This window comes from Vicinamibacterales bacterium, from assembly GCA_041659285.1.
In the GTDB taxonomy this organism is placed as follows: Bacteria; Acidobacteriota; Vicinamibacteria; order Vicinamibacterales; family UBA2999; genus 12-FULL-67-14b.
Map to the genome: position 1 here is coordinate 277,527 of JBAZYO010000002.1, position 13,349 is coordinate 290,875.

The window sequence follows — 13,349 nt, forward strand, 5'->3', positions numbered from 1 at the left end:
ATGGCCGAACCGAAGGTCGTCCAAGTTGAGGTCTACGGGCAGAAATACCCGATTAAGACCGAGCTCGACCCGCGTTACGTCGAGCAGCTGGCGACCTTCGTCGAGTCGCGCATGGAACTGGCCGCCAAGAGCTCGCCGTCGAGCGACGCGGTCGGGCTCGCCGTGCTGGCCGCGCTCAACATCACGGACGAGTTCTTCCGGACCCGCGCCAACCTCACGAACACCTCCGGTAGCCTGACCGCCCGCGCCGAAGCCCTCGAGAAGATGGTGGACCAGGCGCTCGCGCTGGCCGAATAGGCCGGTTTCGGCCTTTCCCTGATTGTTCTTGCCTTTTCTCCCGCCTGCGCGGTTCCTCGTCAGAACGTATTCGCCTTTTCTTCGCCAACTTGCTTGACCGCGAGCGCCGGGAAGCCTAAGATCGAATCTCCTGCTTTGCTCGTGATGGTTCGGGGGCTTGTCTGAGCCGATGTTTTAAACCAAGCGAGTTGCGAAGCCGCGTGGTGTGCATGCCTCCGCGGAGAGGAAGCCTAAAACGTGGTAACTACAGCGACTCCACCTGCTATGCAGGTTCAGCAATCCTCCCCACACGGCAAAGCGGGATTTCATATTCCTACAGGGCGCGCAGTTGGCGCGCCCACTGCAGTCATGGCCGGCAGCCGGGCCAATTCGCTCGCTCTTGGGTCCGCTGCAGTAGCGAACGGCTCCGGTTCGCCTAAGTGACAGTCGCAGACCTGGGCGAGCACGCCCTCTTGGCGCGCATTCTGGCGCGTCTCCCCCGCCCATCGGCCCAAGTGCTGGTCGGACCGGGTGATGACGCCGCCGTGCTGGCGCCGGTTCGGAACGAACGTCTGGTGGTCACCACCGACGCCGTCGTCGAGGGGGTGCATTTCTCACGCCCTTCCTTTGCGCCGGCCGACATTGGCCACAAGGCGCTCGCCGTCAACCTCAGCGACCTGGCGGCCATGGCGGCCACGCCCCAGTGGGCCCTGGTCTCGCTGATATTGCCGGGCGCCTGGCTGGTGGCAGACGTCGAGGCGCTCGTGGACGGACTGGCGGCCCTCGCGGGCCGGCACGGGGTCTCGGTGGTGGGCGGCAACATTACCCGCACCGAGGGTCCCCTCGCCGTGGACGTCACCGCGGGCGGAACGGTTGCCTCGCGACGGTGGCTGACGCGCAGCGGCGCGGTGGCCGGCGACGACATCTGGGTGAGCGGCACGATTGGCGGGGCCGCGGCTGGTTTGGAAATGCTCCGCGCCGGGGAGCCGGGAACCGGCTGCGTGGCGAAGCAGCTGCGACCTGAGCCACGCGTGAGACTGGGCGTGGCGATGGGCCGTGGGCGCGCGGCGCGGGCGGCGATGGACCTGAGCGACGGCCTGGCGGATGCGGTCCGGCAGGTGGCGGCGGCAAGCGGATGCGGGGTGCGGCTCGATGCCGGCGCCCTGCCGATTGAGCCGGCCGCCCTGGCGTGGTGGAACGCGCGCGGTGTGGACCCGATTCGCGCCGCCATCGCCGGCGGCGACGACTACGAGTTGCTGTTCGCCGTCCCGAAAAAGGGCGGCGGGCGGTTGCGAAACGTGCGACGCCACGTGGCCGACCCGCCGATGACGAAGATCGGGAGCTTTACCAAGGACCCGGGCGTGCTGGTCGTGGACCGGAACGGAAGCGAAGAACCGCTGCCTCAGGGGTACGAGCACTTTGAGAATCGCTGAATCCTACTGGCGGAAAGCGATTGCGACGTTCGGTGTCGCGGCGGCCTTCGTGTTTCTGTATCAAACCACCGCGCGCGACTCGCGCTCGTCGGCGAGCGAGGCGTCGCTGGTGGAAACTGCGGTCTTGCCGCAAGCCGGTTCGCGGATGCAGTTCACCGCCACCGCCTACTGTAAGGGTGAGACGACGGCGTCGGGCGTCGGCGTCCGTACCGGCGTGGCGGCGGCCGACCCCGCCCTGCTGCCCGTCGGCAGCGTGGTCCGGCTCGAAACCCCGAATCCCCGGTATAGCGGTGTGTGGACGGTCATGGATACCGGTCCCGCGGTCAGGGGCCGGACGGTCGATCTTTACCTCTGGAGCTGCAAGGAAGCCCTGGTTTTTGGGCGCCGGCCGGTTCGGCTGACGGTGCTCCGTCTGGGCTGGAACCCCCAGAACAGCATTCCGGGCATGGTGGACTCGCTGTTCCGGAAGCGCGAGGCCGACTCCAAGAAGCCGGCCGAGCCGGTGGTCCCGGCCATCCCCTCGGCCACCACCACGGTGCCCTCGGCCGACGGCCCCCGGTAGAATCAGCTCCTGCCTGCCGGCCTGGTCCCGGCCACTTTTTCGGGCGGATGCCCGCTCTAATTACAATCTCTGACGCGCTGAGCTGGCGGGCTCCTGATATTATCCCGCCCTATGCATGCTTTGTATGTCCTGCTCCCCGCGTTGTGCATCCTTGCCATCGCCTACAGGTACTACAGTGCGTTTCTGGCAACCAAGATCTGGATGCTGGATGACGCCCGAAAAACCCCGGCCCATACCAAGTTCGACGGCGCCAACTATTACCCGACGACGCGGTGGGTCATGTTTGGCCACCACTTCGCCGCGATTACAGGCGCGGGACCGCTGGTCGGCCCGATGCTGGCGGCGCAGTTCGGCTACGCGCCTGGCTTCATCTGGCTAGTCGCCGGCGTGTGCCTGGCGGGCGCCGTGCACGACTCGATCGTGCTGTGGGCGTCGGTGCGCCGCGGCGGGCGGTCGCTGCCCGACATCGTCAAGCAGGAGATCAGTCCCTTTACCGGGTTCATCGCCTCGATTGCCATCCTGTTCATCCTGGTGATCGCCATCGCCGGCCTCGGCATCACGTTCGTGAACGCGCTGGCCGACAGCCCCTGGGGCGTCTTCACCATCGCCATGACCATCCCCCTGGGCGTGTTCATGGGTATGTGGATGTACGTGTGGCGCAAGGGGAAGATCACCGAGGCCACGGTCATCGGCGTGATCGGCCTGCTGCTGGCGGTGGCCGGCGGCGAACCGCTCAACCACCCCGACTCGTGGCTCGGCAGCTTCTTCCGCCTGTCGCGCACCGAGATCGTGGCCGCGCTCTGCCTCTACGGCTTCGCGGCGTCGATGCTGCCGGTGTGGATCCTGCTGTCGCCGCGCGGCTACCTCAGCTCCTTCACCAAGATCGGCACCATCGCCCTGCTCGCCATCGGCGTGATCATCGTCAACCCGGTCTTGCAGATGCCCGCACTGACCGAGTTCATCCACGGCGGCGGCCCCATCATCCCGGGACCGATGTTCCCGTTCTGCTTCATCACCATTGCCTGCGGCGCCATTTCGGGATTCCACGCGCTGATTAGCTCGGGCACCACGTCGAAGATGATCGACAAGGAGTCGGACATCCGGGTGGTCGGCTACGGCGCGATGCTGGTCGAAGGCGTGGTCGGCATCATGGCGCTGATCGCGGCCTCGTCGATGGCCCCCGCCGACTACTTCGCCATCAACACCTCGCCTGCGGTCTTCGCGGCGATGACGTTCCAGGGCGAGCACCTGCAGCCCGTGCATCTTGCTGAAATCGAAGCCTCGGTCGGCGAAATCGTCACCGGCCGCACCGGCGGCGCGGTGTCACTGGCGGTCGGCATGGCGCAGATCTTCTCGAAGCTCCCCGGCATGTCGGGGCTGCTCGCCTACTGGTATCACTTCGCGATCATGTTCGAGGCGCTCTTCATCCTGACCACGATCGACTCCGGCACGCGTGTCGGCCGGTTCCTGCTGCAGGAGTTCATGGGGCGGGCCTACAAACCGTTTGCGCAACCCAATAACCTCGTGGGCGGAGCCATCGCCACGGCGATGCTGGTCTCGGCCTGGGGCTACTTCATCTACACCGGGCAAATCAGCACGATCTGGCCGATGTTCGGCGTCGCCAACCAGTTGCTCGGCATGGTGGCGCTGGCCGTCGGCACCAGCATCCTGATCAACATGGGCAACGCGAAGTACATCTGGGTCACGCTGTTCCCCCTCGCCTTCCTCGGCGTCAACACGCTGTATGGCGGCTTCCTCAACGTCCGCGACAACTACTACCCGCTGGCCATCGGCGCCAACGCCGCGCGCAACACCGAGGGCTGGATCCTCACCATCTGCACGTCGGTGATGATGGTGCTGGCCGTAATCGTGCTCGGCGCGGCCATCCAGAAGTGGGCGCTCGTGCTCGGCGGCGGCCCGGTGCCCGAAACGGCCGAGGCCAAGGGCTGATGGCGTTGAGCGCCGTCCGCAAGTTCATGGCCGGCGTCCGCGCCTGGTTCGAGCTCTGCTACGCCGTTCCTCCCGGGTGTTGAGGGTTGGACGCACGGAACCTGGACGGTTACCGAAGTGAATGGTCTGAAGTGAAGAGTGAGAAGAAGGATTAACACCTTTCACTTTTCACTTCTCACTTTCGCCGTAGGCTGCTATTTTGAAGTGTCCGCTCTCCCAGCGGACACTTCGTCCTCCCCCAGGGCGAGCCCGTCACGCGCGGGCACCGTGAACCGTCGTCAACCAATCCGGGGTCGAGATTCTTATGCGAATGGCCGTCTGTCGTGTGTCCGTGATGGTGTGTCTGGTCGGGTTGGGGTTGGCCGGGTCGGCGTCCGAGGCGCTGGCGCAGTACCGGCGCCCGTCCACCGGTGTCGTCGGCGAGGAGTACCACATCGAGGCCGCCTATGGCTGGTGGAACGCCGAGCCGTCGCTGATCGTGAACTCCGAGTCGATCGAGATTCTCGGCTCCGACGTCAACCTGATTGAAGACCTCGGCATCGAGAAGCACAAGCTCGGCAAGTTCGACCTGGTGCTGCGCCCCGCCAAGAAGCACCGCTTCCGCTTCCAGCGCCTGCCCATTCACTACGAGGCCGACGCGACGGTGCAACGGTCGTTCGTGTTCAACGGGCAGAGCTTCAACGTCGGCCTGCCGGTGCAGACGGTGGCGAACTTCGACACCTACCGGTTCGGCTACGAGTACGACTTCCTCTACTTCACGAAGGGGTTCGTCGGCGCGATGGTCGACCTGAAGTACACGAACGTGAAGGTCGAGCTGACCAGCCCGATCGGCGAGGAGTTCACGAGGGCGGCCGCGCCTATTCCCACGTTCGGCTTCATCGCCCGGGCCTACCCCGTCGCGAACCTGGCGCTCACCGGCGAGATGTCGTTTTTCCGCGTGCCAGACAGCCTGGCCGAGCAGCTCGAGGGCGATGGCAGCTACACCGACTTCGACCTGAACGCGACCTACAACTTCAACCGGTTCATCGGCGCGCAAGCCGGCTTCCGGCGGGTGAACATCTCCTACGCCGTGGATCTGGATAGCGGTACGCTGAAGTTCACGGGGCTGTACTTCGGGAGCGTCATTCGCTACTAGCTCCGCCTAAAGGCGGAGGCTACATTCGATGTGGCGTCCGGCTTTAGCCGGACCATTACGGAACCGTGACGAACACCCCGAGGCGGCGCGTGTCGCGGCTCTGTGGGTCGAGATCGCTGGGGCGGAACCACGGGCCGGTGCGAATGGTGACGAGCCTCGCCGTGCCATCGTGCGCCGGCAGCGAGACGGCCTGCAGTTGATTGGCGGCGAAGCCGACACGCCGGTGCCACGTCCCGGTGGTGACGTCGATCGTCGTCGGCACCGCTCCCGAGCGCACCAGCAGCACCATCTCGGCGTATGCGTTTGACGCGTCGGTGTCGAGGACCAGGGTGGTCGCTTCCTCGCCGCGGGTCCAGAATCCGCCGGCCTCCATGTAACTCGAGTCGTCCATGAAGAACGCGCTGGTCTGGCCGTAGCGAATCGCGCGCAGGGCGTGGCCGGGCGCGATCGGCGGCACCGCCAGCGACCGCACGCGCAGGCGCAACTCGCCGGCCGTGGCCCTGGCTTCGTCATCGGCGCGAATCGTCACGGAGTGAACCGGCACCGGGAGCTTCAGCGTCAACCCGGTGAAGCCCGCCTGCCGGCCGTCCAGTCGCCAGCGCTCGACGGCTTGATCGGTACGGCCGACCCGGACGACGACTTCACCGTGGAGACGGCCCTCGCCAAGCGCGACGAGGTCGTAGTCGCCGGCCGGCAGCATCGACGCCCGGAGCACGGTGACGTCCGCACTGTCCGGCGAGGTGCGCGCGAGGTTGGTCACCTCGAGCCGGCGAGCCAGGTCTTCAGGGCTCAGGCGCCGGCCCGGCTGAAGCTGGAACGCCACCTGGGCGGCCGACGGACTCCACGAGCGAAGAAACGTCCACTGCGATGGGCCCGGCCGCGCTCCCGGCGCGCCGTGTCCGGCCCACACCACCGTGGACGCGATCATGAGTGCCGCCGCGGCGACGGCCGCACTGGCCGTCCAGGTGACGCCCCGGCCCGCCTGGCGGCGCGTGAGCAGCCACGCAACGGCCGCCATGCCCGCTCCGGCGGCCATCCACACCGCGGCCGCCACCCAGGCGGCCAACAACCCCTGGCGGTGCACGCTCGGGAAGGCCAGCGGCAGGTCCACCGCGCGCGAGGCCCAGTCCAGGAACAGGTCGTAGCCGGCGCGGTCGTTGTAGGCCAGCAGGCCGCCGTCCACGATGAGTTTCGGGATCACCATCACGACGCTGAGCCCGAGGATCAGCAACGCGAACGCCCGCCACGCATCCGATGACCGCTCCCGCCACCACAGCGCCACGGGCAGGGCCGCCACCGGCATCAACGCCGCCAGGTAGCGCGCCGGCGCGCTGACGCCCCCCCACCACGCCGCGAACGAGGACGTCGCAATCACATAAGGAACGATGGCGAGGAGCAGCTCGACGGCAAGCCGACGATGGTCGCGGGCCAGCAGGACGAATCCGGCGAATGCCATCGCGTACACGGGCGCATGCGCGGCCAGGCCGAACTGCTGATCGAAGAGCAGGCCCGCGGCACCAATCCAGATCTGGCCGGCCGTCATCATCAGGTCCCGGCCCTGCGGCGCGGAGGGATTGGGCGTGCCCCAGATGATCCAGAAATAGAGGAACCACGAGGCCGCGACCAGGGCCGGCAACACGAGGAACGCGCCCGCGCGCCTTACGCCATTGCCCCCCGGCAGCAAGCGGAGCGCGATCGCCGCGCCGAGCGCCGCGGCGATGAGCGCGAACCGCGCGTGAAGCCACGGCAACACCGACAAGGCGGCGCCGCCAATCACCAGGTGCCGCATGGTCACGACCTGTTTCGTCTCGAGCCTCACCAGCAGCCAGACGCCGGCGATGGTGAACAGCCCGCCGGCACCGTCCGGATAAATGGTGAAGCCGTGGAAGAAGTACGGCGTGGTCAGGAAGACGGCTGCCCACCCCACCCACGCGCCCGACGCGCTGGCGGTGAGCAGCCACGCGACCTGCCACGCGACCGCGGACGCGGCGGCGGTCATCGCCATGACGGCGGCCACCGCCCCCGGATAGCCGGCGACCGCAAACGCCGGCAACACCAGTGCCGAGATGCCCGGGGCGTGCATCGGGTAAATCTCTCCGTCTTTGCCGCGCTGGATGAAGTCCGGCTTGAGCGTCTGGTCGGTGTAGGCGCGATAGTCGCCTCGCTCGTGGTTGTTCTCGATGCGCAGGTCGCCGTCGAGCAGCACGCTTTGCGCAATCACCAGGTAGTGCGGCTCATCGCCGCCCGGCAGCAGGTCGGCGAGGCTCCACGCGCCGGACGCATAGGCGCTTGCGGCCACGGCCGCGGCAATCCAGGGGGCGCGCCGCGGGTCGGCGCAGGCGCGCGTGATCCGCAAGGGCGGCCGCGGGCCCGCGAACAGCAGCCCCGCGGCGATCGCGATCCAGACCAGCCCTTCGAGCGGGCCTTGCCACATCAGGAACGCGGCCGGCACACGGCCCGGCAGGTACGGCAACCAGACGAGGAGCGAGAGCGCGAGCGGCCACGCGCGCGAGACCGGCAGGCGCGTGATGGCGGCAAGGCCGATGCCGATCACCACCAGGGCGGCCAGCCACGACAGCGGCGGCAGCGACACAACCCTGGCCATGGTGCCCGCGTCGAGGACGGCGGAGTGTCCGAGCGAGACCCAGACGGAGGCTCCGGCCAGCGCGGCCAGTGCCGCCGGCGGGACGCGGGCGGCGTAGGCCGACATAATCAGCGCGGCTTCTGCGCCAGGCACATCAGCGAGCTGCCGATGGGCATGTTGACGGCACGCAGCGCGATGGCCTCGAGCGACACCAGGGCGGTCAGCGCGGCGTTGACCGGCGCGGCGGGCACCGTGATCTCGCCCTCGCCTGCCGGCACCGCCCCGTCGCCCGCCGACAGGCGATGCCACATCCGGACCGGCAACATGATCGGGAGCAGGCTGGCGTGGTCGAACGTCAGCCGCTCGATCCGGAAGCCGCCCCGCTCGACAATCATGCGCAGGCGCGACGGCGTGTAGCGGCGGACTTCTTCCGACAGGACCGAATGGCGGCCGTGCAGAATCTCCAGCGCCGCCACGTGCAGCAGCAGCCAGCCGCCCGGCTTGAGGACCCGGGACATCTCGGCAATCGCGTCCCGCTCAACCGGATCCGGCAGGCACTGGAACACGTCGAAGGACGTCACCAGATCGAACGCCGCGCCGGCGAACGGGATTTGCGCGATGCTGGCCTGCGCCACGTGGTGGCCGTGCTCGCGCGCGAAGGCCGGGCCGATGTTGGTCAGGTCGAACCCGAAGGCCCGGCCGTACGGGCGCAACATCTCCAGGTTGGATCCGGTGCCGCACCCGCAGTCGAGGATGCGCGGCGAGGGCACGCCGGCTGTAGCGCGCTCGATCGCCGGCTTCATGTATTGGCGGAAGCCGCGGAACCAGAAGTGCGACTGCTCCGCGCGATAGGTGAGTTCGAGTAAGCGATCCACGGGGAAAAAGGCGGTGAACGCCATGCTACCATAGCGAACTCATGCGCCTTCGCGGAGCGTCTGAGGCCACCGCGGCCTGGCTCGCGGCCCTCGTGCTGGCGTGCCTCCTGACCTATCCATACGCCCTCAAGCTCGATCACGCCGGGCGGCTCGACACCAACGACGGGCGGTGGAGCATCTGGGTGGTCAGCTGGGTGGCGCACGCGCTCACCACCGACCCGCTGAGCGTCTACCGCGCCAATATCTTCTATCCCCACGACAACGCGCTCGCGTTTTCGGAAGGCAACCTCGTCGAGGGCGCCATCGCGGCGCCGGTGTGGGCGCTGACCAGGAACCCGTACACGACGCACAACGTCCTCTTCATCTTCGCCTTCGCGCTGTCGACAATGGGCGGGTACTACCTGGTGAGATATCTCACCGGCGATCGGCGCGCGGCGGCCGTCGCCGGCGTGCTGTTCGCGTACTGCCCGTTCGTGTTCGCGCGGCAGGCGCACATCCAGTTGTTGATGGTCGGCTTCCTGCCGTGGTGCATGCTGTCGTTCCATCGGCTGATCGATCGGACCACGCCGTGGCGCGCCGTCGAACTCGGCGTGGTGCTGTGGATGACCGGCCTGGCCTGCGCCTACTACGGGATCTTCGCCGGCGGCATGGTCGGCCTCGGCTCGATCCTGCTGGCGGTGACGCGCGGGCGCTGGCGGGAGCCGCGCTACTGGACCGTCATCGCGCTGGCGGCGGCCGTCTGCATCGGCCTGACGCTGCCGCTGTTCCTGCCGTATCTCGAACTCCAGAAAGAAACCGGCTTCGCCCGTCCGCTCGAAGAGACGCTGCGCTACTCGGCGAACTTCGGCGCGTGGTTCGCGTCCTCGGCGTGGGCGCATCGCTGGCTGGTGCCGTACCTGCAGCCGCCCTACATGGAGAACTTCAGCGAGGTGCTCTTCCCGGGCATCCTGGCGCTGACGCTGGGCCTTGCCGGGGCGTGGATCGGCCTGCGCCAGGCGCCCGCGGCGGCGGCAACCGCGCCCACGGCCGGCACTGAAGTGCCGGCCTTCTGGCACGGGGAGCCGGTTGGCCGCTTCAGCCGCGATCTCGTGTGGCTCTACGTGGTCATCGGCGCCGTCGCCTTCTGGACCACGCTAGGTCCCAGGGCCGGGCTCTACACGCTGCTCCACAACACCATCCCGGTCTTCTCGTTCCTCCGCGCCCCGGCTCGCACCGGCATCGTCGTGACGCTGTGCCTCGTCGTGCTGGCGTCGATTGTGCTGTCCAAGTGGATGCGCGGCCGGCACGCCAACCTGATTTGCGGCGCCTTCCTCCTGCTGGCGGTGGCCGACCTCACGCAGGCGCCGCTGCGTATGCGCGACGCCCAGCCGCTGCCGCACGCCTATGAGACCCTCGCGCGGCTGCCCCGGGGACCGGTCATCGCGTTCCCCTACTGGTACGAGCGCCCGGCATTCCCCAGGCACGCGGAATACATGCTGATGTCGGCGGCCAACTGGCAGCCCCTGATCAACGGCTACAGCGACCACATCCCGCAAGACTTCCGCGACACCGTGCTGCCGCTCAGCACCTTTCCCAGCCGGGAGTCGTTCGCGATTCTCGAACAGATCGGCGCGCGCTACGCGGTGTTCCATCTCGACTTGATGGATCCCCGGACTCGAGAAAAATTGATTTCCCGCGTGGAAGTGGACTACAAGGACTACCTGCGACCACTCGAAAAGGACGGGGAAGTCTGGCTCTACGAAATCGTCGGCTGGCCGCGCTAATCCTGTTTGCCGTACTCGCGGTCGCCCACTCGTGGCCACTGGCGACCGATCTCGCCCACCTGTCCCGATTCGACAACGACGACGCCTCGCTGAATACGTGGGCCATCTCCTGGGTGGCGCACATCCTGCCGCGGGCGCCGCTGCGGTTGTTCGAAGCGCCCATCTTCTACCCTGACGCGCACACGCTGGCTTATTCGGAGCACCTGCTGGTGCCATCCCTGATCGGCGCTCCCCTGCTGTGGCTGGGTGCCCCGCCGTTGGTCGTCTCCAACCTGCTGATCATCCTCGGGCTGGCGCTCTCGGGATGGGTGATGTGCCTGGTCATCAATCGCTGGACCGGCAGCATGGCCGCGGGCGTGATCGCGGGCCTGCTCTATGCGTTCAACGCCCACGTGCTGACGCGATTCCCGCACGTGCAGGCGCAGCACGTCGAGTTCTTCCCGCTCATCCTGTATGCGCTCGATCGGGTCCTGGCCGGCGGCAAACGCCGGGACACCGCGCTGCTGGCCGCGGCGTTCATCCTCCAGGCCCTGTGCTCCAACTACCTGCTGGTCTTCTGCACGTTCGCCGTGGCCGCCGCCGCCGCCGGGCGTCCATCGGACTGGTGGGGTTCGGGCCGGCGACACGTGCGCATCGAGCTGGCGCTCGCGGCCGTGGTAATTGCCGTCGTCCTGGCGCCCTTCTTGTGGCCGTACTACCAGTTGAGCCGCGACCAGGGACTCACCCGCTCGATCGGCGAAGTGGCGGCGTACTCGGCCGGGTGGCGCGACTACCTGGTGACGGGCGGGCGGCTGCACTACGCGTGGTGGAGCCACCAGTTCTTCGAGTCACGCACGGCGCTCTTCCCCGGCATCACGGCGGTCGTGCTCGCCGGCGTCGCGTTGGGATCGGGCACGGCGTTTCGCGACGTCCGCGCTCGCATGTCGCTCGCCATCGGCATACTCGGGATCGCGTTTTCGTTCGGCCCTGGCCTCCCTGGATACGCCACGCTCCACCAGTACCTCCCGCTGCTGGCCGGCATTCGCAATGCCGCCCGCTGGGGCTGGCTGGGTTTGGGAGCCATCTCGGTGCTCGCCGGCTTCGGCGTGGCCCACATCGAGCGCGCGTGGCTCGCGCGGGTCGGTGGCGGAACCGCGCGGGTCCGCTCCTGGGCCGCGGTGTCGGTCGCGATTGGCGTCGTGGCCTCTGCCGAGGCGATCCGCGCACCGGTCGGCTTCACGCCATTCACGCGCGTCGCGCCCATCTACGATCGGCTCGCGGCCGAGCCGGGCGTGGTGTTGGCCGAGTTCCCGTTCTACTCGGAAAACACGTTCAGCCGGAACGGGAAGTACCTGCTGAACAACACGCGATCGTTCACCCCGCTCGTCAACGGCTACAGCGGCTTTGAGTCGGCCGCGTTCCGCGAACGGGCGAGAACGCTCGCGGGCTTCCCGAGCATCGAGGCGTTATCGCAACTGAAGGCACTGGGCGTGACGCACGTCACCGTGCACGCGGCCGAGTTCGCGGATCGCCATGGCGGCAACGCCTTGCAGGCGGTGGCGCTGGCCCCCGCACTCGAGCTGATCGTCGAGGACGACGGAATCAGGCTTTATAAGGTGCGCTGACCGGCAGCCTGGCCAGGCGGCGATCGGCCTCGAGCAGCGTCTCGGTCCGCTTCGAGAAGCAGAACCGGACCGTCTTCGGCGCCGACGCCGGATCGATGTAGAAGCTGCTGCCGGGGATGGTGGCGACACCAATCTCTTTCACCAGGTATTGCGCGAACTCGGTGTCGGTGTCGAATCCGTATTTCTCGACGTCCGCGATCACGTAGTAGGCACCGCCTGGCCGGTAGCTGGTGAAGCCGTGCCGCGCCAGGATGTCGAGCATCAGGTCGCGCTTGGCCTGGTAGTCGGCGGCGAGCGCCACGTACGACGCCGGCGGCATCGACAATGCGACCACGCCGGCATCCTGGAACGGCGTCGGGGCGGCCACGGTGAGAAAGTCGTGGATCTTGCGGATGCCGCCGGTGAGCGCGGCCGGCGCGATGGCCCAGCCGACGCGCCAGCCGGTCACGCTGTAGGTCTTCGACAACCCGCTGGTAATGACGGTACGATCCGCCATCCCTGGGAGCGACGCGATCGACACATGCGGCTGCCCGTCGAAGACGATGCGTTCGTAGATCTCGTCGGAGATGGCCAGCACGTCCCACCGCTGGCAGAGATCGGCGATCACCTGCAACTCGGCGCGCGAGAACACCTTGCCCGTCGGGTTGTTGGGCGAGTTGATGACGATGGCGCGCGTGCGATTGGAAAAGGCGCGGGCGAGCTCGTCGGGGTCGAAGCTCCAGTCCGGCTGCCGCAGGCGGACGAACTTCGGCTGCGCCCCGGCCATGATGGCGTCGGGGCCATAGTTCTCGTAGAACGGCTCGAACACGATCACTTCGTCACCCGGATCGATGCAGCCCATCATCACGGCCATCATCGCTTCCGTGGAGCCGCAGCACACCGTGACCTGCTCGTCGGCATTCACCGGGATGCCCTGGCGGCTGGCGACGTCGCCGGCAATGGCCTCGCGAAGCTCGCGCGTGCCATACGGGGGGGCATACTGATTCTGGTCGTCCCGAATCGCCGCGCAGGCCGCCTCTTTCACTGCGGATGGCGCATTGAAATCCGGGAAGCCCTGAGACAGGTTGACGGCCTTGTGGAGATTGGCCAGCCGCGTCATCTCACCGAACACCGAGTCGGCAAACGCGTTGACGCGCTTCGCACTGCGAATCCTGGACATTGGAGGGA

At 67.6% G+C, this 13,349-nt stretch carries 10 protein-coding genes and 1 other RNA gene; 8 read left to right on the forward strand and 3 right to left on the reverse strand.

Features of this window, described 5'->3' with window-relative positions; all coding sequences use genetic code 11:
- The 6 genes from WC815_03880 (at window position 1) to WC815_03905 (ending at window position 5,356) form a co-directional block, all read left to right on the forward strand.
- Entirely contained in the window at window positions 1-297 is a 297-nt protein-coding gene (locus WC815_03880; GenBank protein ID MFA5907898.1) for a cell division protein ZapA, read from the forward strand.
- Window positions 298-421: 124 nt separating this feature from the next.
- Window positions 422-605: non-coding RNA, 6S RNA (gene ssrS, locus WC815_03885), on the forward strand.
- A gap of 111 nt (window positions 606-716) precedes the next feature.
- Entirely contained in the window at window positions 717-1,709 is a 993-nt protein-coding gene (gene thiL / locus WC815_03890; GenBank protein ID MFA5907899.1) for a thiamine-phosphate kinase, read from the forward strand.
- Window positions 1,696-2,271, forward strand: a complete 576-nt coding sequence (locus tag WC815_03895) for a 3D domain-containing protein (protein ID MFA5907900.1) — start codon at window positions 1,696-1,698, stop codon at window positions 2,269-2,271. Before thiL ends, WC815_03895 begins: the two co-directional genes overlap by 14 nt.
- A 111-nt stretch (window positions 2,272-2,382) precedes the next feature.
- Complete coding sequence (locus WC815_03900) at window positions 2,383-4,221, forward strand: carbon starvation protein A (GenBank protein ID MFA5907901.1); 1,839 nt, start codon at window positions 2,383-2,385, stop codon at window positions 4,219-4,221.
- Window positions 4,222-4,531: 310 nt separating this feature from the next.
- Complete coding sequence (locus tag WC815_03905) at window positions 4,532-5,356, forward strand: hypothetical protein (protein ID MFA5907902.1); 825 nt, start codon at window positions 4,532-4,534, stop codon at window positions 5,354-5,356.
- Window positions 5,357-5,411: 55 nt separating this feature from the next.
- Here WC815_03905 and WC815_03910 read toward each other — a convergent pair whose 3' ends face one another.
- Both WC815_03910 and WC815_03915 read right to left on the reverse strand, forming a co-directional pair.
- Entirely contained in the window at window positions 5,412-8,066 is a 2,655-nt protein-coding gene (locus WC815_03910; GenBank protein ID MFA5907903.1) for a hypothetical protein, read from the reverse strand.
- A gap of 2 nt (window positions 8,067-8,068) precedes the next feature.
- Complete coding sequence (locus tag WC815_03915) at window positions 8,069-8,839, reverse strand: class I SAM-dependent methyltransferase (GenBank protein MFA5907904.1); 771 nt, start codon at window positions 8,837-8,839, stop codon at window positions 8,069-8,071.
- Window positions 8,840-8,856: 17 nt separating this feature from the next.
- Between WC815_03915 and WC815_03920 the strand changes: the two genes are divergently transcribed.
- Together WC815_03920 and WC815_03925 are read left to right on the forward strand one after the other, a co-directional pair.
- The gene (locus tag WC815_03920; protein ID MFA5907905.1) at window positions 8,857-10,578 is read left to right on the forward strand and encodes a hypothetical protein; all 1,722 of its coding nucleotides are present in this window, start codon (window positions 8,857-8,859) and stop codon (window positions 10,576-10,578) included.
- A 113-nt stretch (window positions 10,579-10,691) separates the two neighbouring features.
- Window positions 10,692-12,182, forward strand: a complete 1,491-nt coding sequence (locus WC815_03925; protein ID MFA5907906.1) for a hypothetical protein — start codon at window positions 10,692-10,694, stop codon at window positions 12,180-12,182.
- Here WC815_03925 and WC815_03930 read toward each other — a convergent pair.
- Complete coding sequence (locus WC815_03930; protein MFA5907907.1) at window positions 12,160-13,341, reverse strand: aminotransferase class I/II-fold pyridoxal phosphate-dependent enzyme; 1,182 nt, start codon at window positions 13,339-13,341, stop codon at window positions 12,160-12,162. The genes WC815_03925 and WC815_03930 overlap by 23 nt on opposite strands.
- Window positions 13,342-13,349: the final 8 nt, after the last annotated feature.